Origin of the sequence: Actimicrobium sp. GrIS 1.19, from assembly GCF_035984655.1 — a bacterium.
In the GTDB taxonomy this organism is placed as follows: domain Bacteria; phylum Pseudomonadota; class Gammaproteobacteria; order Burkholderiales; family Burkholderiaceae_D; genus Actimicrobium.
Genome location: NZ_JAXCHT010000035.1, coordinates 1 through 22,098, shown reverse-complemented (window position 1 = coordinate 22,098; position 22,098 = coordinate 1). Strand labels below are relative to the sequence as shown.

Sequence of the window (22,098 nt, the reverse complement as noted above, 5' to 3'; positions counted from 1 at the left end):
GGCTTCATCTTGGGGGAAGTGTTGATGGCTATCTTGCTATAACGGTTATGCTTCGAAATAGGTTGGCCGGTATCGACGAATAAATCCGCGTTTCCCTAGCACATGCTCGATGACGAAGGCCGGCAGGCTGCCGCAGCCGCGCTCGGGCCGCACGCCGATGATAACCAGTGGCATGCCACGCTGGCGCTGATGCACGAGGCCATCGCCGCGGCCACGCCGCACCAGCAGGATGCGACCTATGCCGCGTTGTTGACAGGCGCAACGCAGGGCGATGTGGGGCGCCAGGCGGTGGTGCTGGATCTGGTTGCGGCGCATCTGGACGCGATCCACCAGCCCGAACGCCTGCCCCCACTGCTCGACGTACTGGCCGCCGAATTGCCGCGACTGCATCCGGCCGTGCAGCGGCAGGCCGCGCAGATGCTGGAGCAGGGTCACGCCCTGATGGGCGAGCATGTGCAACAGCGGCAACGGCGGCAGCAGGTCTTTGGGCGTGGCAATTTGCGTGCGATTCTGGAGCATTCCTGGCCGACTGAGCGGCGGGCCTTGCTGGAGACGGTGGCCGGCCCGCAACCCGAGCGGCAACTGCAACTGTTGCTGGATGATTTTCCGGCGGATAGCCAAGTCGCGCGCCACATCATTTCCTCGTCAGGCGCGCTGCAGGCGGCGGCCCTGCAGGACGCTGCGCCGGAAACCGGATTGCGCCGCGCGGTTGCAGTGCTCGGCCTTGTACCCCAGTTTGGGCACGCCACGGCGCCCCAGCGCGCCGTCGACCGGATCAATCAGCACTGGCCGGCACGCACCAACTTGCCGTTGCCGCGGCGCGCGGCAATGCTCACGACGCTGGCCGGTGCGCTGTCCACGGTGCATGCGCAGGCCAACTGGCAAGCGCTGTGGGACAAGCTCCACAACGAGCTCAACAGTCGCGATGCGCAGGGCGTGCCGACCTTCTCCATGGCGCAGCGTGACAACATCATGGCGGCACTGCTGCGCAATCTCGCCGATAGCGCGCGGCCCAATCTGCACCCCGATATTTTGCGCAACCGCCATGCAGCGATCTTCGACCAATTCGTGCACGAATTCGACCAGATGCAGGGTGACGCGCGGCGCCTGCCGATGTTGACCGGATTGTCGGAATCCATGTTCCGGTTTCATCCGGACGTGCAACGGCGCGCCTGGCCGATCATGGCCAATGGACTTGCGGCGTTGTCGACGGCATCGGATCGCGAGACGGCAGCGGTGTGGCTGGAAAACCTGTGCCGCGACCTGAATCGCCTTTCCAGTCAGGCACCGCAGCCCGCGGGCAAGACCTTGCAGCAGCAGGTCATGCAGGCCGTGCTGACCAGCGCGGAGCGCTTTGCCGAACCGGACCGCTTCAGGCTGCGCATGCTCAATGCGATTGCCGAGAGCAGCCTTGCCAACCCACGCGAATTCGCGTTGCCGCCCGCGCTGCGCCAGCAGGTGTTCACGATGATGCGCGGGCACCTGAATGCGGCCGATGTGCCGGCCCGGGAGCGGGTCGCGCCGCTGGTGACGATGATGCGCTACATGCCTGACCTCATGCGCCGCTTCGATTTACTGGCGGAAGTTGCCAGCGCGATCGATCAGGTGCGCGATTCCGATCCCGAGGCATTTGCCCTGTTGCACGCCGCACGCCTGCCGTACGCGCCGGACGTTGCATGGCATATGCCGAATCCGGACAGACATTTTTCACGCGAGATCGAACATGGCGTCAACCAGCTGGTCGGGCATCCAGTCGCACTCAGGGAACTGATCGGCGCCATCTTCGATACGCATCGCACACTGGCGGGGACGGGATGGACAATCGCGATCGCTGTGATGGATGGCGCCATGCGTGCCGTGGAGACAGGCGTGGCACGGGACCGGTCGGAGATGTCGGCAGCGGATGCCGAACGCGATGTAGCGCAGTGGGAGCAGGCGCGTGCCATGGTTGCGCAGGCGCAGGAGAACCTGCCAGCGGGATGGCGCAGAAATCTCGCCATGTACCGCCCGGTCCGATAACTCCGGTCACCCATGCGCGGCGCCGCCGCGATGTTCAAGTACGCGGATTTTTCTCCAGCGCCGCGAGCAGCGCCGCCGGACGCATCGGCAAATGCCGCAATCGCGCGCCCACCGCAGCAAAGATCGCATTGGCGATGGCCGGGCCGACCACCGTGGTAGGCGGCTCGCCCATGCCGGTGGCGGTCTCGGTGCTGGCGACAAATTCGATGTCCAGTTCCGGCACGTCGGCCATGCGCAGCGGCGTATAGGTGTTCAGATTGGTGTCCTTGACTTCGCCGTTGACGAAGGCCGTGCCTTCATGCAGCGCCATGCTGACACCCCACAGCGCCGCCCCCTCGGCCTGCGCCAGTGCACCGTCCGGATGGATGATGGTGCCGGCGTCGATCACCAGGAACAATTTTTCGAGCTTGACGATGCCGGTCTTGCTGTCGACCTTGATGCGTGCGACGCAGGCGGTCCAGGTCGGCATGGTGCGTTCCTGTCCGAACGTGCTGGCAATGCCCAGGCCCGTGCCGATGGGCATGCTGGTGCCCCAGCCGGATTTTTCGGCCACGCGTTTCAGCACATTGGCCATGCGCGCCGCGCCGCCCACGGCATTCGGCGCGCTGCCGGCATTCTTGCCGCGCGCATCCAGCAGTGTCAGGCGAAATGCGAGCGGGTCGACCTTGGCGGCAACCGCTGCCTCGTCGATAAAGCTTTCCACCGCCCAGTTGGTCCAGCCCGGACCGACCGAGCGCAACCAGCCCGGACGGAAGGTGCTGTTGGCCAGATCATTGGAAATCGTGCGCACCCGATGTGCGCCGACGGTGTACCAGTGATCGGCGCCGGAGATGGCGAACGGATCGAACGGCTTGTCGTTCTTCCCCTTCGGCATGAAGGCGGGAATCATGACTTCGGTCGGCCATCCGGCGCTGGCATGGTGTTCCATTGCCGTGACCGAACGGTTCTCGCCGAACGCCATGCGCAGCCGCTGCAGCGAGGCCGAACGCGGTGAATCAAAACGCGCATCGTCGCTGCGGGTCAGGATCATCTTGACCGGGCGTCCCAGCGCCTTGGCAGCCAGTGCCGCCGGCACCGCGTAATCGCCATTGAGCCGTCGACCGAAGCCGCCACCCAGCAAATAGGTATGCAGGATCACTTTGGCCTCGGCCACGCCGAGTGCTTTCGCCAGCGTCGGCAGGATCAGTGATTGCCATTGGTTGCCGGTATGGATATGCCAGACGCCGTCCTTTTCGAGCGCCAGCGCATTGACCGGTTCCAGCTGGAAATGCAGCACCGTGCTGGTGGTGTATTCCTGTTCGACGCGCAGCTTGGCATTGGTGAACGCGGCCTCGACGCCGTCGTCGGCCACCACCAGTGCACCCGCTGCCTTGTCATCCATCAGCTTGCCGGCGTGCGCCAGCAGGTCGGGTTCCGACACCGACACGCCTGCACCGGCCTTCCATTTGATCACCACCAGATCGGCCGCTCGGCTGGCGGCGGCAAACGAATCGGCGAAAACCATCACCCAGCCCGGCACCGTCTCGGACGGATCGACCAGCGCAATCGACTTGATGTATCCCTTGATTTTTTTGGCGTCGGAATCGTCGATCGACTCGACCGTCGAACCGTACCGGGTCGGCGGAATGCGCGGGCGCGCAAACACCATGCCGGGCAGCACCGCATCGATGCCGTAGATGGCGCTGCCGTTGGTCTTGGCTGGCACATCCAGCGCCTGCACATCGTGGCCGATCAGGCTGCGCTGCTGCGGCGTCTTCAGGGTCAGCGCCTTGAGTGCTTCCGGCGTGTAGGTGCGCGCCAGTTTGCCGCGCCGGATGATCTCGGCATAGGTGATGGTCTTGCCGCCACCGCTGACCACGCTGGCGTGCGCTTCGCAGGCATCGGCCGCCACGCCCATCAGCTTGGCGCCCTCCTCGATCAGCGCAATCCGCCCGGCCGCGCCGGCGCGGCTGAGCGCATCGAAACTCTGCCACACCGACCAGCTGCCGCCGGTGACCATCAGGCCCCACTTGGGATCGCTGTCGACATACTTGAGCCGCACCGCACTCCAGTCGGCTTCCAGTTCATCGGCGACGATGCGCGCCAGCGCGGTGCCAACGTGCTGGCCCATTTCGGCTTTGGCGATATTGACGGTGACGATGCCATCGGCATCCATATCGAACCAGATGGTCGGATCGAACACGGTCTTGGCGGCGCCTTTTTCGGCCTCGGCGAACGACACGCCCAGCTGCAGGAAGGCCAGCGTAAAGCCGGTTCCGGCGGCGGCGATCAGAAAGCCGCGACGGGCCAGCGAGGTGGGCGAGGTGTCAGCCTTGCGCGTGATGTCATGCATGTGGCTGCACCCCTTTCATTTGCTCGGCCGCCAGTTTGATGGCCTTGCGAATCCGTACATAGGCCATGCAGCGGCACAGGTTGCCGCTCATGACGGCGTCGATGTTGGCATCGGTCGGCTCCGGGTAATCCTTGAGCAGTGTCGCGGCCTGCATGATCTGGCCGGACTGGCAATAGCCGCATTGCGGCGCCTGCGTCTCGATCCAGGCTTGTTGCAACGGGTGCGCGCCATCGGCGGCCAGGCCCTCGATGGTGGTGATGGCGGCGCCGGCGACGCTGGCGACCGGCGTGATGCAGGAGCGAATCGCGCGGCCATCGACATGCACCGTGCAGGCGCCGCACATGCCGATGCCACAGCCGAACTTGGTGCCCTTCAACCCAATTTCATCGCGGATCACCCAGAGCAGGGGCGTGACGGGATCGACATCGGTGGTGACCGGCTTGCCGTTGACGGTAAATGTGTTCATCGTGAGTTCGCTTTTCGTGGCAGGGACGTAATCAGGGGGCGCTGTTCTTGCGGATGGCGGCAACGCTGGCGGCAAGATTCTGCCATGGCGCGGACGTGGTGCGGCCGCGCAGCCAGCCAGCCAGTTCGACCACGTCGGCATCGGTCAATGACTGGGCAAAGCCCGGCATCATCAGGTCCGGCATGCCCTCGGCGCGGCCGACGCCGTGCAGGATCACGCGGATCAGATTGGCCGGATCGGGTTCGGTCAGTGCGCTGTTGAGCGCCAGTTCCGGCCGCAACGCGTTGGGCTTGCCGTCGCTGTTGGAATGACAGGAGGCGCAGGCCGACAGATACAGCGTGGCGCCGTGATTGTTGAACTGGCCGGCGACCGTGGCCGATTTGGCCATGACGCCCGCCAGCGCCGTGGCACTGGCGGCAGCGTTGGTCTCGGGCCGGGTGGCGGAGCCGTTCATGTCGGCAAAATACACGGCCAGCGCATGCACGTCGGCATCGCTGCTCAGTGCCAGGCCGTCATGCACGACTTCCGACATCGGTCCCACCGCACTGCCGTGCAACGTGGTCGCGCCACGGCGCAGGAACGTGAACAGTTCGGTTTCGGTCCATGGCAACGGGGTTGTATTGGCTGCCGTTAGCGCTGGCGCAAACCAGCCATCGATGCTGGCGCCACGGTACGGGTCGTCCTTGCGTTCGGCGCCGAGTGCATTGCGCGGCGTATGGCAGGCGGCGCAATGCGCCAGCCCTTCGGCCAGATAGCGACCACGGTTCCAGTCGACGCTTTTGGCGGCATTGGTGGAGTCGGCGGCCTTGTCGAAATACAGCAATTTCCATCCTGCCTGCAACGGCCGCTGGTCGAGCGGGAACGGCAGGGTCGAGGCCTTGGCCGGTGCGACCACGGCAGGACGCGTCATCAGCCACGCATACAGGGCCGTCAGGTCGGCGTCATTGACCATAGCAAAATGGGTGTACGGAAAAGCCGGAAACAGATGCGCGCCATCCTGCCGCACGCCCTCATGCATGGCGCGCTTGAAGGCCGCCTGCGACCAGCTGCCGATGCCGGTGGCCGGGTCGGGTGTGATGTTGGTGGAATAGATGGTGCCGAACGGCGTGGCCAGCGGCACACCGCCAGCGAGCTGGGCGCCACCCTTGATGGTATGGCAGGCCGCGCAGTTGCCCTGTCCTGCCAGCATCGCGCCCTGCTCCACCAATTGCGGTGAGAACGACGCGGCGGCCAGTGGTGCGATGGGGGCGATGGCGCTGTGCCACGACAATCCGACGACGGCAATCGCGCCGATAAGTACGATGCCAACGATGGCAATCAACAGACGTTTCAACAAGGCGAGCTCCGGGAAATGTTGACGCGACGCGTTGGCGCCGAATTCTCAATCACCGAAGTCTGGGGAACGGTCGGCGTTGTGTATGTTCGATACTACACAAACGCCGGCTCAGGCAGTTACATTAATTGCATTACGTTGACTTTGCTCGGATGCCTTGTTCGATTGCGCATAGGCTTCCTGCAACCGTGCGGCGGTGCGCGCCGACTCGGTACGCTTGCTGCTTTCCTGCTCGGTTTGCGCGTTGGGATTGGCGCTCTGGTAGGCCGGCGTTTGCTGGTACGCCGTGCGTTCCTGTTCCGACACGGTGCCATCCTGATTGGTGTCGGCCGCGTCATAGGTCTTGGTGGTGCTGACCGGACTGGCGCCGCTGGACGGTGCTGGTGGCGCACCCGCCGACGGCCCCTTTGCGCCTGGTGGCGGCTGGCCGGTCTTGACCTGGTCCTGGCTGGCCAGCGATTTCAGGCCATCGGCAAACTCCTGTTTCGTGACCTTGCCGTCGCCATTCGGATCTAGCGTCTTCAGCAATTCATCCACACTCGGCGCAGGCTTGGCCGCATTCGCCGGCTTGTCGGCGGCAACCTTGCTGGCCACCTGCTCCAGATCGGTCTTGTCGAGATAGCCCTTGTTGCCAGTATCGAGTTTGATGAACGCCTGTTCGACACGGCTGCTCACCGCCTTGGGCGGGTATTGCAGTGTCGTGTTGCCGGAAATGCCACCAATTGAACTTGCCATTGCAGTGCTCCTTGCCGAATTGCTGCCCGAAATGCGGTAGTCGCACCGCGCCGTAACCTTGTTATCGGCGGGAAATCCAGTTTCTTAAGTTTTTTCCGCAAGATACTTTTGTTTTCATGGATTCTTGCTACAGTGCCAAGGTTAGTATCCTGATGGAGTTCCGAGCAATGACCGCCCGACCGCTTCAGAAATACCAAGGCAGCTGCCACTGTGGCGCAGTCCAATTTGAAATCGAAACCGATTTTCCGGAACTGACAACCTGCGACTGCTCGATCTGCAGCCGCAGGAGTGCCCTGATGGTCAAGGTTCACGAAAGCAAATTCACCCTGCTGGCGGGTGAAGAATCCCTCACCGAGTACCAGTTCCACACAAAGACCGCCCATCATTTTTTCTGCAAGGTGTGCGGCATCTACCCGTTTCATCGCAAGCGTCTCGCGCCCAACCATTACGGCATCAATATGCGCTGCCTGCACGGCTTTGATCCGTCCGGGATTCCCGTGCGGCAGGCTATTGGCGCGGCGATGGAATGAAGGCACTTGCGCAGACGGCGGTCCTCGATCAGCGGGTCCGAAACATTGCGCTTAAATGGGACGCCGCCGGTGACCGTCTCACTGCAGTCTGAGTCACCAACTCAGTTGATCCAATCCACTCAACCAACAGCGCTCCTGCGACACGCCATGCTCCCTTTCGGACCTCAAGCCCTCGTCATTGGCGGGGCACTCAGTGCCGCCGCTGCCGCCGCGCATCTCGTCTGCATCGCGCTTGGCGCGGCTGCTTATCGGTTCATTGGTGCAGGCGAGAAAATGGCGCGCGCGGTCGAGACGCGCAAGATCCGGCCCACGTTGATCACACTGGCAATCTCCTCGCTACTCCTGCTTTGGGCCGCGTACGCGCTGGCAGGTGCTGGCGTGATTGACCGCCTGCCCCTTGTCAAGGTCGCGCTTCCTGCCATTTGTGCGGTGTACCTGTTACGTGCAGTCGCGTTTCCACTGCTGAAACCCGCCTTCCCAGAGAACTCCCGGACCTTCTGGCTGGTATCCTCTGGCACTTGTCTCTTCATGGGACTGATTCACCTGTACGGCATCGTCGCGCGATGGTCCGTGCTGTGAAACCCATCGTTGGGCGGGTCTTCTGTCGCTCACCGGAGCCAATCATCGGAAGCCGAGTAACGATGGCATCGGTCTCCCCTTTTCCCGGCGCGGACGCCTGGCGGCGCCGTCCAACCCAAACTGCAGGCGTCGAATGCACATTCCAACCATGAATTTCCCGTATCGGTCATTGCTTGCAGGCGTTGCACTGACCATGCTCGTCGCGGCATGCGAACAGCGCGCTTCAACATCAGGCAGCGCAGCGACCGCGCCTGTTGCCCCCACGGTGCCAGAGACCGACAAATGGCTTGGCAAGTGGATCGGGCCGGAGGCCACATTCGTCCAGCTCGCGGGTGGCAACGGCAAGTACGACATCACCATCCAGAATCTTGACGGGCCGCGTACATTCAAGGGCAGCGCTGTGGGCAGTCAGATCGTGTTCGAACGCGATGGCGTGAAAGAATCGATCCACGCCACAAACGGCGCAGAAACTGGCATGAAGTGGCTGAGCGAAAAGACGAATTGCCTGACCGTGCGTGCTGGTGAGGGGTACTGTCGGGAGTGAGTGGCGGTCGCGCTGCTTTGTGCACAGCATGGCTGGGCGGAGAGCCCATTTGCACCATCACAGAACAGATAGTGGACTAACCGGTTTCGTGTACGCTCGGGCAGCCCAATAAACCAAAGCCATTCCGAAATTCCCACGTTTGCCATCACCACAAAAACTATGCGGCCAATATCGGTAGCCATTCTTTTCTTTGTAATCGCTGGCTTGTTGCGACCTGCTCATGCTGGTACGGACCCCCAGGGCAGGTACAGCCTGAAGGCTGTTGCCGCCATTCCGATTCCCAAGGCCGAACACTTCCTCTTGTGGAAAGAAGTCGCGCTCAATATGTGTTCCGAGGCCAAGACCCGCTTCAATCTCACTGAACCGGAATGCCGCACCGTCATTTCCAACCGCGCTGACAACTGTGCTTCAAAACTCAGCAACGTGAGTCCCGCAGTTATCTCGTCCACTTCGGATAGCAAGTATGTCGGGCGAAAGTATCTTTATTGCGCAACGCCGTTTTTCTTCTGTAAAGGCGTGGAAGTAATGTCGGAACAAGAGCTACGTGCCAAGTGCTAATGACGCATAACAGATCGTCCGATATTCGTGCGAACTTCACGCACACGCTGTCGATGAAGTCGCTTGCGCTGAATGCAATTCGGTTTTATCAACGGTTTATTTCGCCACACAAGGGTTTTTCCTGCGCCTATGCATCCGTCAGCGGGCACGGCAGTTGCTCCGCGCTGGGTTATCGTGCAATTCGGCGTTACGGTGTCTGGCAGGGGATCGCGCTGCTTGATCAGCGGCTGAAAAAATGCGGCGTCGCGTACCGGCGCCATTGCCGTCCGATTCTCAAGGGGCCACTGACACGACAGGCCGGCTTTCTCGATTGCGCATGTGATATGCCATCCAGTTGCGATCTTCCCTGCGACGGCGTGTCAGGTTGCCACATGCCGCACTTTCCAGATTCGTGCGACGAAATGATGCGGCACTGCGGCGACGCCGTAAGTTGCCCTGGCTGTGATTGCGACTGGCGGCGCCGCAAACAAACCGACGACGAATATGTCGATATTCCTGTTCGGGGCCATACTGCCGACCGAGCGCGCCACATTAAAATCCCCCGCCTTCCCCCAACCCTGCTATCATCGCCCCAGAAATTTGGGGAGTAGTCGCTGCGCAGTCCACCGCGCAAACCTGTGTCAACATTCTCGGCCAGCAGGCCGTGGTGCAGGTGGTCGCAAGACTTGACGAGACCATTGATCGGGGTGCGGCCGCATGGGCCGGAGTCGCGCCCGGATCATTGGATACTTTCCGGCCCGCGTACCTCAAAGCCCCTCATGGAAGCATTCCTCGTAAGTACCGGCGTCGTCGCCCTCGCTGAAATCGGCGATAAAACCCAACTGCTCGCCTTCCTGCTCGCTGCCAAATTCCGCAAGCCGCTGCCGATTGTCTGCGGCATCCTGGTCGCCACCGTCGCCAACCACACTTTCGCCGCCGCCATTGGCACCTGGCTGACCACGCTGGCCGGGCCCGATGTCATGCGCTGGGTGATCGGCCTGGCGTTCCTCGGCATGGCGGGCTGGACCCTGATTCCCGACAAGCTCGACGAAGGCGATGCCAAGCTGGCCAAATATGGCGTGTTCGTCACCACCGTCATCGCCTTCTTCCTCGCCGAAATGGGCGACAAGACCCAGATCGCCACCGTCGCCCTGGCCGCGCGCTATCACGCGCTGTTTGCGGTGGTGGCAGGCACCACGCTGGGCATGATGCTGGCAAATGTACCGGCGGTGTATCTGGGCGACCGCATCGCGCATCGCGTGCCGATTCGCCTGGTGCATGGGATTGCCGCCGCAATCTTTGCCGTGCTGGGCATCGCCACGCTGTTGGGTGCAGGCGCGCAGTTCGGCATGTAAAGGCACGCGCCGGTCGCATTTGCGAATGCACAAGCAGAAGCGGGAGCGCGCGTGATACTCTCCCGCTATCTGAACCGTCCGACCGCATTCGTCACCGTCATGGCATTACCTTCGTTGTCCCATCCGATTTTTGTAGAGCGCGCGCGGCTGCAGGCCATCCTGTTTCTCGTGGTGGCACTGCTGTTTGCGCAATCGCTCGGACTGTTGCATCGGATTGCGCATGGCGGTCTCGTGGCACCGGCGTCGGCGCAAGTCGCAGCGGGCCCGAACCTGCTGCAACTGGTCGCCAGCCTGACCGACGCCAACCATTCCTGCGCGGCATTCGATGCGGCCACCCTGGCCGACAATATCCACACTGCGGCGATCGCCGTGGTTGCCCTGCCGAACGTTCACGTACTCGCACTGTGGGTCGCGTTCGCTTCCTGGACCGCCCCGTTCACGCAACACTTCCAGTCCCGCGCCCCGCCTGCTGCCTGAAATCTGTCACTGCAATTTTTCCTGCCCCGGCTGAACGCGTTGTCGTTCGCCGTCGGCGCCATGCTTTGCCTTTTCAGGAATCACCATGCACGCTCAACGTACCCTGTTGGCCAGCGCCGTTCTGTCCGCGCTGACCTCTGTTTCATTTGCCCAGACCACCGATAAATCCCTGCAAACGGTCACCGTCACCGCCGCCCCGTTCTCGTCCAATGAAGGTGACCAGATTCTGGCGCCGGCCAAGATCCTGTCCGGCGACGAGTTGCGCAACAAGCTCGGCGGTTCGCTCGGCGATACGCTGTCGCACGAACTCGGCGTGTCGTCGTCGTCGTTTGGCGCCGGTGCGTCACGTCCGATCATCCGTGGCCTTGAAGGCGCACGCGTGAAAGTGCTGCAAAACGGCATGGCGGTGTCGGATGTGTCCGGGCTGTCGAACGACCACGCGGTTGCCACCGATGGACCGACCGCGAAGCAGATTGAGATCCTGCGCGGGCCCGCCGCCCTGCTGTATGGCTCGGGTGCGATCGGCGGGCTGGTGAATGTCGTCAATGACCGCATTCCCACGACGCTGGCTACCCAGCCCACCGGCGAGGCCGAAATGCGCTACGGCACGGTCGACATGGCCAAGAATGGTTCGCTATCGGCCGACACCGCCGCCGGTCCGATTGGCCTGCATGTCGACTCCAGCGTGCGCAATGCCAACGACTACCGCATCCCCGGCGAGCGCATCAAGGGCGACGCCGGCAGCAATACTGGCACCCTGCCGCAGTCGTTCTCGCGCCAGAACAGCGTCGGCGTGGGCGCATCGTTCATTCAGGATTGGGGCCACATTGGCGTGTCGGCGGCGCAGATCAACAGCCGCTACGGCATCCCGACGCTGGAGGGCTCGCAAATCGAGCAGAAGCAGAATCGGTACGATCTCGATGCGCTGGTGAATGCGCCGTTCTCCGGTTTTGAAACCTTCAAGTTCAAGCTCGGTTACACCGATTACAGCCACAGCGAACTCGATCTGCAGAATGTCCCGCAGACCAATTTCGCCAATCGCTCGATGGAAACGCGCGCCGAGCTGACCCATGCACCGGTGGCCGGCTTCCATGGGACGTTCGGATTCCAGACCGAGAACACCCATTTCTCGGCACTGAATGCAACCAACGGTGCGCCCGACACGGTGCCGGTAACGCGCTCGACTTCCAGTGCGGTGTTTCTGGTCGAAGAACGCGACCTCGGTGCGGTGCACATGAACGCCGGACTGCGCCTCGAGTCGGTCAAGCGCAGCCCGGTCGGCAACCTGGAACGCACCTTTGACCTGACCTCGTATTCGGTCGGCGGCCTGTGGAATTTCACGCCCGACTATGGGTTTGGCGCGACCGGCTCGATTGCGCAGCGTGCGCCCTCGGCCGATGAGCTGTATTCGGGCGGGCCGCATGACGCCACCGCCACCTTCGACGTCGGCAATCCGAACTTCGCCAAGGAGACCTCGCGTAATCTTGAATTGACGCTGCAAAAGACCAAGGGCCTGATCCGCTGGAAAGCCAACCTGTTCGAAACCAAAGCCAGGAACTTTGTCTACGGCCAGGTCGCGGGCAACACGGTGGATGAAAACGGCAATCCGGGCGGCGCGTTGCGCGAGCGAATTTTCAGCCAAGGCGACGCCACCATTCGCGGTGGTGAAGCCGAAGTGACCTACAATGCGCATGGCAATGGCATCTCGTTGCGCGCCTTTGCCGACACCTCGCACGGTTCGCTCGATCAGGCCGGCAGCCTGCCGCTGCAACCGGCCACCCGCTACGGCGTCGACGTCGGATACCACGAAGGCCCGTGGCGCGGCGGCGCGTCGCTGCTGCGCGCCGAACGACAGGAACGGCTGGCGTCGTTCGAAACCAGCGACACGCCCGGCTACACGCTGCTGGATGCCAACCTGTCATACACCTGGCGCGTCGGCAGCAATGACGTCACCTGGTTTGCCAACGCCAAGAATCTGCTGAACCAGACCGTGCGGGTGTCGACCTCGTTGCTGAAAGATGTGGCGCCGCTGCCGGGGCGCAATATGATTGTGGGCTTGCGGACGCGCTTCTAATCGGCTGGCCTGGCCAGCAACCCCACCAGCGTCAGGGCGCAAAACATCGCGCCCGCATAAAACGTCCAGGACGCGCCGAAGCGGTCCCAGACCAGCCCGGCGATGCCGCTGGCGAGTAGCAACGCCAGCCCGCTCATCAAGTTGAACAAGCCATACGCGGTGCCGCGCAACTCGGCCGGCGCGGTGTCGGCCACCATAGTCGCCAGCAAACCCTGCGTGATGCCCAGATGCACGCCCCACAGCGCCACCCCCGCCAACACTGTGGTCCAGTGATCGCCCGAGGCCAGCACCAGATCGGCGGTGATCAGTACCACCAGGCCAATTGCCAGCAAGGTGCGATGGCTCATGCGATCCGACAGCTTGCCAAACGGATAGGCGCATGCCGCATAGATCACATTCATCGCCACCATCACCAGCGGCACCAGCGCCACCGGCACGCCGCCATCATGGGCGCGCAACACCAGGAATGCTTCGGAAAAGCGCGCCAGCGTGAATACCGCGCCAATGATGACAACCCACCAGTACGAGGCACCCAGACGGCGCAGATTCTGCCGACTGATTGGGTTGATGCGCTTGGCGTCCGCGTGTGTGTCCGGTTCGCGCACGCCAACCAGCAGCAACGCCACCGCCATCAACCCAGGAATCACCGCGACCCAGAACACGGCCTGAAAGTCATTGGCCCACAACAGCATCAACCCGACCGCCAGCAACGGCCCGAGGCCCGCGCCGACGGTGTCGAGCGACTGACGCAATCCGAAGGCAGCCCCGCGCAAATGGGGCGGCGCGATATCGGCCACCAGGGCATCGCGTGGCGCGCCGCGTACGCCCTTCCCGACCCGATCCAGCAAGCGCGCGGTCAGTACCAGTCCCAGTCCGGGCGCGAGGGCAAACAGCGGCTTGGTCAAGGCGCCGAGCGCATAACCGAACACCGCCAGGCCCTTGCGCCGGCCAAGGTAATCGCTGAGTGCGCCGGAGAAGACCTTGACGATCAAGGCCGTTGATTCGGCCGCACCCTCGATCAGGCCGACCGCGAAGGCACTCGCGCCGAGTTTGGTCACCATGAACAGCGGCAGCAGGCTGTGAATCATTTCCGACGAAATATCCATCAGCATGCTGACGCATCCGAGCACCCAGATGCCGGCCGGAATGTCGAGCCAGGGGGCTTTTTTGGTGGTGATGATTGCCATGATTGGTTCTGCCGCTCCTGCCCGTTGCCCAAAAAAAAGGCGCTCCGAGGAGCGCCCTTGCTGACTATCTGTTTGCGAGCTTATTGCACTTTGGCTTTGGCGCGCAATTCAGCCTGATACTCTTGCAGCTTCTTCTGCTGCAGGCTCTCGGTGATTTGCGGCTTGACTTCTTCCAGCGTCGGCACTTTGGCGGCGCGGGTGTCATCCAGACGAATCACGTGATAACCGAACTGGGTCTTGACCGGTGTTTCGGTGATGGCACCCTTTTGCAGCGCGACCATCGCATCGGAGAATGGCTTGACGAACGAGGCAGGCGAAGCCCAGTCGAGGTCGCCACCGTTGGCTGCCGAACCTGGATCTTTGGATTGCTTGGCCAGTTCTTCAAACTTGGCGCCACCCTTGAGCTTGACGATGATGGCCTTGGCGTCTTCTTCCTTCTCAACCAGGATATGACGGGCGCGGTATTCCTTGTCGCCGGCGGTAGCCTTGAACTTGTCGTATTCGGCCTTGACTTCGGCATCGCTGATCGGGTGCTTCTTGACGAAATCACCAACCAGTGCGCGGATGATCAGGGATTGACGGGCGACTTCGAGCTGGTTCTTGATTTCGGCCGAGGTGCCCAGACCGAGCTTGTCGGCTTCCTGCACCAGCACTTCGCGATTGATCAGTTCTTCTTTGACGATTTTGCGCAGTTCCGGGGTATCCGCCTGGCCTTGCGTGGCAGCCTGCTTGACCATCAGGTCAGCACGGCTGGAAGGAATCGCTTTGCCATTGACGACGGCGAGATTTTGCGCCATCACCGGCAGAGCGGCAGCAGCCAACAACAGAACGAGCAAGCGGGCAGGTTTGAAAGTCATTATTTGTTCCTAAGGTGGGGAAATGAATTGGAAGCACATGAGCAGGAACTTCAGGTCACGCCGGGGTGGGTGCCTCGGCGGTCAATGCCAGAGCGTGAATTTCCGTCAGCATCATGTCGCGAAGGCAATCATACACCAGCCGATGCCGATGTACGCGTGACAAGCCACTAAAACGCGTCGAAACCAGAAACAGCCGGTAATGACCAGCGCCAGACGCGGCGCCGGCATGGCCGGCATGGGCTGCGGATTCGTCCACCAGTTGACAGGTAATGGGGTCAAAGGTTTCGGCCAGCCGCCGATGAATCTCGATTTCACGCGCTGCCGGGGTCATTTGGGCTCCTGCATGTGTTTTGAGAGGAACACGCTTTGCGCCAGCACGAAGACCAGCATTAAGCCCATGCCGCCAAACAGCTTGAAGTTGACCCACACGGCGGTGGGGAAGTTAAAGGCGACATACAGGTTGAGCACCCCCATCATCAGGAAGAAGCCGGCCCACGACAGGCTCAGCCGACTCCAGACTTGCGCCGGCAAATCCAGCTGCTCGCCCATCATGGTCTTGATCAGGTTCTTCTTCAGCACGAACTGGCTGATCAGAAACGTCGAGGCAAAGGCCCAGTAAAGCACGGTCGGCTTCCACTTGATGAAGTTTTCGTTATGGAAGTAAATGGTCGCGCCGCCAAACACACCAACGATCAGGAGCGACACCCACAACATCACGTCGACTTTCTTGCGCCGCGCCAGCAGATAGCCGATTTGCAGCAGCGTGGCGATGATGACCACGCTGGTGGCCAGCAAGATCGGCGCCTGCTCGGCGGTAACGACCCCGCCGGAGACAAATCCGGACAGGTAGGTCGAGGCCAGTTGCTGCGCCGACGCGACGTGGCCCTCGCCCCACTTGAACATGGCAAAGAAGAGGATGACCGGAAACAGATCGAACAGGAATTTCATGTTGGTGTCTTCGGGTTGGTGTCAGGGGTTGGCGAGAAGCGCAGCGACGCCGAGTTGATGCAGTAACGCAAACCGGTCGGCTTCGGTCCATCCGGAAAAACATGGCCGAGATGGGCGTCGCAAACGTTGCAAATGATTTCGGTGCGCTTCATGCCATGCGTATTGTCGACCAGTTCCCGCACGTTGTCGGGATTGAGCGCCGTGAAATAGCTCGGCCAGCCGCAGCCCGAATCGAACTTGGCATCGGAGGCGAACAGCGGCGTATTGCAGCACACGCAGGTGTAGATGCCATGCTGGTGGTGATCCCAGAAACGGCCGGTGAAGGCGCGTTCGGTCGCCGCATGGCGCGTGACTTCGTACTCCATCGGATCAAGGGCCGCGCGCCATTCGGCGTCAGTTTTGACAACCTTGTTTGTCATGATGAACAACTCACTTCGAGATGATTGGCCCAGTCGGGCGGGAGGTCGGCATAGGCCTCGTGTTCGGGTTGTTCGTCGAACGGCCTGGCAAGAATGTCCAGCAAGCGCGCGACTTCCGAAAAATCGCTGGCATCGGCCTTTTCGATGGCGGTCTGCGCCAGATAATTGCGCAGGATGTACTTGGGGTTGACCGCATGCATTGCAAGCTGGCGGGCGGCATCGCTGCGCTCTTCCTGTTGCAGCCGCAGGCGGTACTGCACCGCCCAGGCATCGAAGGCGGCGCGCTCGATGAACAGATCGCGCAGCGGCGCATCGCCGGCGGAATCCGCGCGCTGCAGATTGCCGAGGCGGCGGAAAAACAGCGTGAAATCGACGTGGCCGGCTTGCAGGATCGCAAACAATACATCGACCAGCAGGTTGTCGTCTGGCAGCTGGCGCACCAGGCCCAGCTTGGCCTGCAGCAGCGCCGCCATGCGGCTGTCGTAGTCGTGCTTGTAACCGGCCAGCGCGTCCTGCGTGGCCTCGACCGAGCCGATCAGCGGCAACATCGCCTGGCCCAGCGCGAAGCAGTTCCAGTGACCGATCTGCGGCTGCATGCTGTAGGCGTAACGGCCCTGCTGGTCGGTGTGATTGCAGATGTGCCCGGCGTCGAACGCCTCCATGAAGCCGAACGGACCATAGTCAAGTGTCAGGCCCAGGATCGACATGTTGTCGGTGTTAAGCACGCCATGCATGAAGCCGACCGCCTGCCATTGCGCGACCAGATGTGCGGTGCGCCGGGTGACTTCGGTCAGCAGCGCCGCATACGGATTGGCGGCCGTCAGCAGGTCGGGATAAAAGTGCGTGAGGACATGATCGGCCAGCGCCCGCAGCAGCTCGGGCTGGTCGTTGTAGAACCAGTGTTCGAACGAGCCGAAGCGAATGAAGCTGGGCGCCATGCGCGTGACGACTGCGGTGGTTTCCGGCGTTTCGCGCATGACCCGTTGATCCGAGCCGGTCACGCACAACGCGCGCGTGGTCGGAATGCCAAGCCCGGCCATGGCTTCCGAACACAGGAATTCGCGGATCGACGAACGCAGCACGGCACGTCCATCGCCCATGCGCGAGTATGGCGTCGGCCCGGCGCCCTTGAGTTGCAACTCAAGCCGGCCCGGGGCCGCCGTGGTCGGCGCCGGCAGTTCACCGAGCAGGATCGCCCTGCCATCGCCAAGCTGTCCGGCCCAGACCCCGAACTGGTGTCCGGAATACACCGCCGCCAGTGGTGCGGCCTGCGCTGGCAGGCGATTGCCGGTAAAGGTTTCGATGAACTCCAGGGTGCTGAATTGTTCCGGATCAAGGCCGACCAGCGCCGCTGCGGCCGGGCTGACCGCGACCAGATACGGCGCACGCAACGGCGTTGGACTGAGCGCGGTATAAAACGCCGGCGGCAGGCCGGCAAAGGTATTCTCGAACGGGAGCGCGTCAGAACCCGGAGGCAGCGGCAAATCGGGGGAATTCATGGTCAGGGCAATCGGTGGCGCGGAACCCGCATCTTAAATCAATCCGGACGGACCCGTCCTCATAACAGCTCGACCGCATCCAGATTCAGATAACAGCTCTGCCGCGTGGTGTGGACGAAGTCGGTCAGGAACGGCCGCGCGGACAGCGCGGGCAGGCAGGCGGCATACAAGCGGCCGGTCAGCCCGCCCGGCGTGATCCGCTTGGCCAGCACATAGTCGCGCTTGAGATAGTTTTGCGCGGCCCAGATGGGCAAGGTCGCGATGCCGCGCCGACTGGCCACCAGTTGCAGCATGGCCACCGTCAGTTCGGTGGTGCGACGCGGCGCCTGCACGCCGGCCGGCTTCATCACCTGCCGCACCACGTCGAGCATGTCGTCCGGCACCGGATAGGTAATCAGCGTATCGGTCGCAAAATCTTCCGCCACCAGATAGTCGCGCCCGGCCAGCGCATGGTCGTGCGCCACCAGCGCGACGATTTCGAAACGGAACAGCGGATGGTAATCGACCGCCTCGTCAGGGTCGATCTCGGAGACGATGGCGATATCGGCGCGATGACCATACAACAACCCGATCGGATCGGCCTGGAAGCCGGACACGATATCCAGTTCGACTTCCGGCCAGCGCTGCCGGAACACATCCATGGCCGGCATCAGCCAGTCAAAACAGGTATGGCATTCGACCGCAATGCGCAATTGCCCGGCAGTGCCCTCGTTCATGCGCGCCAGATCACGCGCGGCGCTGTCGATCTGCGGCAGCACCGCATCGGCCAGCTTCAGCAGGCGCTCGCCGGCCGGGGTGAAACGCACCGGCTGCGACTTGCGCTCGAACAGGGCGCTGCCGTGATGGTCTTCCAGCTGGCGCAGCTGATGCGACAGCGCCGACTGCGTCAAATTGAGCAACGCCGCAGCGCGCAGCAGGTTGCCGGCTTCGCGCAGCGCTGACAGGGTTTTCAGGTGACGGACTTCGAGGATGCTCTGCATGTTGAATTTGGCTCAAGTTGATTGGTACTTTTTAGCGTTTGAATCATACGGCAAGCTGCGCGACCATGGCAACCTTTGAACCTGCACAGGGAGTACGCAATGACCACCGCCCATATCCTCGGCTTTCCGCGCATTGGCGCGCAACGTGAACTGAAGTTCGCCCAGGAGGCATTCTGGCGCGATGAGATCACCGAGACCGACTTGCGCGGGATCGGCCAGACCCTGCGCCAGCGCCACTGGCAGCAGCAGGCCGATGCCGGGATGAACATGGTGACGGTGGGCGATTTCGCCTGGTATGACCAGGTGCTGTCGACGCTGGCACTGCTGGGAGCGACACCGACCCGCCTCAAGACCGTGCCGTCGCAATTGACGCTGTCCGACTACTTCACGATGGCGCGCGGCGACACTACCCACTTCGCGATGGAAATGACCAAGTGGTTCGATACGAACTATCACTACCTGGTGCCGGAATGGACTGCCGATGTGCGTTTTGACGGCGGCGTCGACTGGCTGTTCGACGAGATTGCCGAAGCGCGCGCGGCCGGGCATCGCACCAAGGTCGTGTTGATCGGCCCGCTCACCCTGCTCCATCGGGGCAAGATCAAGTCCGGCCTGACGCATGCCCTCGACCTGTTGCCGGCGGCCGTGGCTGGCTACCAGGGATTGCTCAAGCGCCTGCAATACGCCGGCATCGACTGGGTCCAGATCGACGAACCGATCCTGGCGCTGGACCTCGACGCCCGCTGGCGCGCCGCGTTCGCGCCGACCTACCAGGCGCTGGCGGCCGACGCGCCGCCGATCCTGCTGGCCACCTACTTCGACGATGTCAGCGAGCACGCCGCGCTGCTGCACAGCCTGCCGGTGGCCGGGGTGCATCTGGATCTGGTGCGCGCGCCCCAGCAGCTCGACACGTTGCTGGCGGATTGGCCGGCCGATCGCATCTTGTCGGCCGGTGTGGTGGATGGTCGCAATGTCTGGCGCGCCGACCTTGATGCCGCGCTGGCGACGCTGACGCCGCTGCACGACAAACTCGGCGAACGACTGTGGATCGCCGCCAGTTGCTCGTTGCTGCATGTGCCGACCGATCTCGATCAGGAAAGCGCGCTGGATGCCGAACTCACAAGCTGGCTGGCGTTCGCGGTCCAGAAGCTGGCCGAAATCCGGCTGCTGAAAGGCGCGCTCGACGGCGCCCCCGATGTCGATGCGTTTCACGCAGCGCGGCAAGCGCGTCAAGCCCGCTTCATGTCGCCGCGCATTCACAACCAACTCGTGCAAAAGCGGCTGCAGGGTGTCAGCGAGGCCCTGACGCAGCGGCAATCGCCATTCAACCAGCGCATCGAACAGCAGCGCGCCCGCTGGCAATTGCCGCTGTTCCCGACCACCACCATCGGCTCGTTTCCGCAAACTGCCGCAATCCGGCAGGCCCGGGCCGCGCACAAACGCGGTGCCCTCGCCCATCTGGATTATCTGGAACAAATGCGCGCCGAAATCAGCAGCGTGGTCGAACAGCAGGAACAACTCGGCCTCGACGTGCTGGTGCATGGCGAAGCCGAGCGCAACGACATGGTCGAATATTTCGGCGAACAGCTGTGGGGTTATGCCTTTACCCAGCACGGCTGGGTGCAAAGCTACGGCTCGCGCTGCGTCAAGCCGCCGATCATTTATGGCGATGTGTATCGTCCCGAAGCCATTACCGTCGGCTGGAGCCGCTACGCGCAGAGCCTGACGCTGAAGCCGATGAAGGGCATGCTGACCGGCCCGGTGACGATGCTGCAATGGTCGTTCGTGCGCGACGACCAGCCGCGCGCGACGACTGCCTTGCAGATTGCGCTGGCATTGCGCGATGAAGTGGGCGACCTCGAACAGGCCGGCATCGGCATGATCCAGATCGACGAACCGGCCTTTCGGGAAGGCCTGCCGCTCAAGGCGCGCGACTGGCCGGCGTACCTCGATTGGGCGGTGAAGGCGTTCCGCATCAGCGCCGCCGGCGTGGCCGACCAGACCCAGATCCATACCCACATGTGCTACGCCGAGTTCAACGACATCCTGCCGTGGATCGCGGCCATGGACGCCGACGTCATCACCATCGAAACCTCGCGCTCCGACATGGAGCTGCTCGATGGCTTCGGCGCCTTCGCCTACCCCAACGACATCGGTCCGGGCGTCTACGACATCCACGCCCCGCGCATCCCGCAGGTCGAGGAAATGACGCGACTGCTGCGCAAGGCGCGCGGCGTGATTCCCGACGCCCGGCTGTGGGTCAATCCCGACTGTGGACTCAAAACCCGCAGCTGGCCGGAAACGCAGCAGGCCTTGCACAACATGGTGCGGGCGGCGCAGGCGTTGCGGCAGGAAGTGGCCGCGCAGGAGACCGGCGCGTCATGACTGTCCACCAGGCGTGACGTCCGGCTGCGCCGCGACTTCCAAATGGGTGCGCAGCGCTGCTTCGATTGCTTCCCGGTTCGGACTTTGGCTGGCCAGGGTCAGAATGTCGGCGCCAATCAAGGTCCGGGCGCTGGTATCGGCGCCAAGCTGCAGCAACAGCGACACCATCTCGACCGAACCGCTGCGCACCGCCTGCTGCAGCGGCGTATCGTACGAGGCGGCGTCGCGCACCTCGGTCGATGCACCGGCTGCGGCCAGCGCCCGGATAACGCTCTCGCGCTGGAGCAGTAATGGCGCGTTGATTGCCCACAGCATTGCCGAGCTTGCGCCGAGGAAGGGAGCATTTAAGACCATCTTCGGAATCTGCACCTGCGCGATCAACGCTTCCGCAGGGAAGACGCGATTGAGAAAAATCGTGACAACTTCTGCATGCTGGCGGCGGATTGCAAGTTGAAATGGCGTTTCCATCGGCCGCGCGTAGTTGCGCTGTAGCGGGTTGGCGCCCAAATTGAGCAAAGCCGTGACGGCCTTCACGCGCATTTCCGGCGTGGGCAAATTCATCACACGATGCAACGGGAAGTCGCGTCTGCCACCAAGACTGGACTTGTTCAGCGAATTGTCGAATAGCTGTTGCAGCTGCGGACTGACCGGGAGCGTCAATGGGGCGCCGTACACGTGCTCCAGTACGAACAAAGCGGCGTCAAAAGTCGTTTTGTCGTGCGACTGGAGCGCTTTCACGACTTTGCGTGTTGACGATCGCCCAGAATTGACCCACTTCGGGCAATAAATTTCATCCAAATTTGACCCACGTGATTGAATCACCTGCTTAATTATTAAGCAGG

The 22,098-nt window shown here is 62.5% G+C and carries 22 protein-coding genes and 1 riboswitch; of the genes, 10 read left to right on the top strand and 12 right to left on the bottom strand.

All coding sequences use genetic code 11. The annotated features are described in order from the left end of the window. The first annotated feature begins 102 nt into the window (after positions 1 to 102). Complete coding sequence (locus RCH09_RS17850) at positions 103 to 2,019, top strand: hypothetical protein (protein WP_326942495.1); 1,917 nt, start codon at positions 103 to 105, stop codon at positions 2,017 to 2,019. 34 nt (positions 2,020 to 2,053) lie between these two features. On the opposite strand, the gene RCH09_RS17845 is transcribed toward RCH09_RS17850, so the two are convergent. The 4 genes from RCH09_RS17845 to RCH09_RS17830 form a co-directional block, all read right to left on the bottom strand. Further along, positions 2,054 to 4,351, bottom strand: a complete 2,298-nt coding sequence (locus tag RCH09_RS17845; protein ID WP_326942494.1) for a xanthine dehydrogenase family protein molybdopterin-binding subunit — start codon at positions 4,349 to 4,351, stop codon at positions 2,054 to 2,056. Beyond that, complete coding sequence (locus tag RCH09_RS17840) at positions 4,344 to 4,817, bottom strand: (2Fe-2S)-binding protein (RefSeq protein ID WP_326942493.1); 474 nt, start codon at positions 4,815 to 4,817, stop codon at positions 4,344 to 4,346. The genes RCH09_RS17845 and RCH09_RS17840 overlap by 8 nt, the downstream gene beginning before the upstream one ends. 31 nt (positions 4,818 to 4,848) lie before the next feature. Continuing rightward, the gene (locus RCH09_RS17835; RefSeq protein WP_326942492.1) at positions 4,849 to 6,153 is read right to left on the bottom strand and encodes a cytochrome c; all 1,305 of its coding nucleotides are present in this window, start codon (positions 6,151 to 6,153) and stop codon (positions 4,849 to 4,851) included. A 108-nt stretch (positions 6,154 to 6,261) separates the two neighbouring features. Beyond that, positions 6,262 to 6,885: an EF-hand domain-containing protein gene (locus tag RCH09_RS17830; protein WP_326942491.1), complete on the bottom strand. Its 624-nt coding sequence runs from the start codon at positions 6,883 to 6,885 to the stop codon at positions 6,262 to 6,264. 116 nt (positions 6,886 to 7,001) lie between these two features. Here RCH09_RS17830 and RCH09_RS17825 point away from each other — a divergent pair, with 116 nt between their 5' ends. From RCH09_RS17825 to RCH09_RS17790, 8 genes are all read left to right on the top strand, one after another. Next, a complete protein-coding gene (locus RCH09_RS17825; RefSeq protein ID WP_326942490.1) occupies positions 7,002 to 7,415 on the top strand; it encodes a GFA family protein in 414 nt (137 codons plus the stop codon). Positions 7,416 to 7,520: 105 nt separating this feature from the next. Further along, the gene (locus RCH09_RS17820; protein ID WP_326942489.1) at positions 7,521 to 7,994 is read left to right on the top strand and encodes a hypothetical protein; all 474 of its coding nucleotides are present in this window, start codon (positions 7,521 to 7,523) and stop codon (positions 7,992 to 7,994) included. Between the two features lie 133 nt (positions 7,995 to 8,127). After that, positions 8,128 to 8,538 (top strand): hypothetical protein, encoded by a 411-nt coding sequence (locus tag RCH09_RS17815; RefSeq protein WP_326942488.1) that lies wholly within the window; start codon positions 8,128 to 8,130, stop codon positions 8,536 to 8,538. A gap of 204 nt (positions 8,539 to 8,742) precedes the next feature. Next, positions 8,743 to 9,096 (top strand): hypothetical protein, encoded by a 354-nt coding sequence (locus RCH09_RS17810; RefSeq protein WP_326942487.1) that lies wholly within the window; start codon positions 8,743 to 8,745, stop codon positions 9,094 to 9,096. Beyond that, positions 9,096 to 9,686, top strand: coding sequence for a membrane protein insertion efficiency factor YidD (yidD, locus tag RCH09_RS17805; RefSeq protein ID WP_326942486.1), 591 nt, complete (start codon positions 9,096 to 9,098; stop codon positions 9,684 to 9,686). Before RCH09_RS17810 ends, yidD begins: the two co-directional genes overlap by 1 nt. After that, positions 9,666 to 9,843: riboswitch (yybP-ykoY riboswitch) on the top strand. Its footprint overlaps the gene before it by 21 nt. A gap of 11 nt (positions 9,844 to 9,854) precedes the next feature. Beyond that, the gene (locus RCH09_RS17800; protein WP_326942485.1) at positions 9,855 to 10,430 is read left to right on the top strand and encodes a TMEM165/GDT1 family protein; all 576 of its coding nucleotides are present in this window, start codon (positions 9,855 to 9,857) and stop codon (positions 10,428 to 10,430) included. A 51-nt stretch (positions 10,431 to 10,481) separates the two neighbouring features. Further along, complete coding sequence (locus RCH09_RS17795) at positions 10,482 to 10,907, top strand: hypothetical protein (protein ID WP_326942484.1); 426 nt, start codon at positions 10,482 to 10,484, stop codon at positions 10,905 to 10,907. A gap of 85 nt (positions 10,908 to 10,992) precedes the next feature. After that, the gene (locus tag RCH09_RS17790) at positions 10,993 to 12,981 is read left to right on the top strand and encodes a TonB-dependent receptor (RefSeq protein WP_326942483.1); all 1,989 of its coding nucleotides are present in this window, start codon (positions 10,993 to 10,995) and stop codon (positions 12,979 to 12,981) included. Here RCH09_RS17790 and RCH09_RS17785 read toward each other — a convergent pair. The 7 genes from RCH09_RS17785 to RCH09_RS17755 form a co-directional block, all read right to left on the bottom strand. Next, positions 12,978 to 14,168, bottom strand: coding sequence for an MFS transporter (locus tag RCH09_RS17785; protein WP_326942482.1), 1,191 nt, complete (start codon positions 14,166 to 14,168; stop codon positions 12,978 to 12,980). The genes RCH09_RS17790 and RCH09_RS17785 overlap by 4 nt on opposite strands. Positions 14,169 to 14,248: 80 nt before the next feature. After that, on the bottom strand, positions 14,249 to 15,025 hold the full coding sequence (locus RCH09_RS17780) for a peptidylprolyl isomerase (RefSeq protein ID WP_326942481.1): 777 nt from the start codon (positions 15,023 to 15,025) through the stop codon (positions 14,249 to 14,251). A 55-nt stretch (positions 15,026 to 15,080) separates the two neighbouring features. Then, positions 15,081 to 15,356 (bottom strand): BolA family protein, encoded by a 276-nt coding sequence (locus tag RCH09_RS17775; protein ID WP_326942480.1) that lies wholly within the window; start codon positions 15,354 to 15,356, stop codon positions 15,081 to 15,083. Then, positions 15,353 to 15,973, bottom strand: coding sequence for a septation protein A (locus RCH09_RS17770; protein ID WP_326942479.1), 621 nt, complete (start codon positions 15,971 to 15,973; stop codon positions 15,353 to 15,355). The genes RCH09_RS17775 and RCH09_RS17770 overlap by 4 nt, the downstream gene beginning before the upstream one ends. Further along, positions 15,970 to 16,392, bottom strand: a complete 423-nt coding sequence (gene msrB / locus RCH09_RS17765) for a peptide-methionine (R)-S-oxide reductase MsrB (protein WP_326942478.1) — start codon at positions 16,390 to 16,392, stop codon at positions 15,970 to 15,972. Before msrB ends, RCH09_RS17770 begins: the two co-directional genes overlap by 4 nt. Further along, complete coding sequence (locus RCH09_RS17760; RefSeq protein ID WP_326942477.1) at positions 16,389 to 17,891, bottom strand: protein adenylyltransferase SelO; 1,503 nt, start codon at positions 17,889 to 17,891, stop codon at positions 16,389 to 16,391. Before RCH09_RS17760 ends, msrB begins: the two co-directional genes overlap by 4 nt. A 59-nt stretch (positions 17,892 to 17,950) precedes the next feature. Then, entirely contained in the window at positions 17,951 to 18,871 is a 921-nt protein-coding gene (locus tag RCH09_RS17755; RefSeq protein WP_326942476.1) for a LysR family transcriptional regulator, read from the bottom strand. 99 nt (positions 18,872 to 18,970) lie between these two features. On the opposite strand from RCH09_RS17755, the gene metE reads away from it, so the two are divergent. Then, positions 18,971 to 21,256, top strand: coding sequence for a 5-methyltetrahydropteroyltriglutamate--homocysteine S-methyltransferase (gene metE / locus RCH09_RS17750; RefSeq protein ID WP_326942475.1), 2,286 nt, complete (start codon positions 18,971 to 18,973; stop codon positions 21,254 to 21,256). Here metE and RCH09_RS17745 read toward each other — a convergent pair. Continuing rightward, the coding region (locus RCH09_RS17745; RefSeq protein WP_442785058.1) for an ankyrin repeat domain-containing protein at positions 21,251 to 22,098 on the bottom strand (848 nt) is incomplete at its 5' end. The genes metE and RCH09_RS17745 overlap by 6 nt on opposite strands.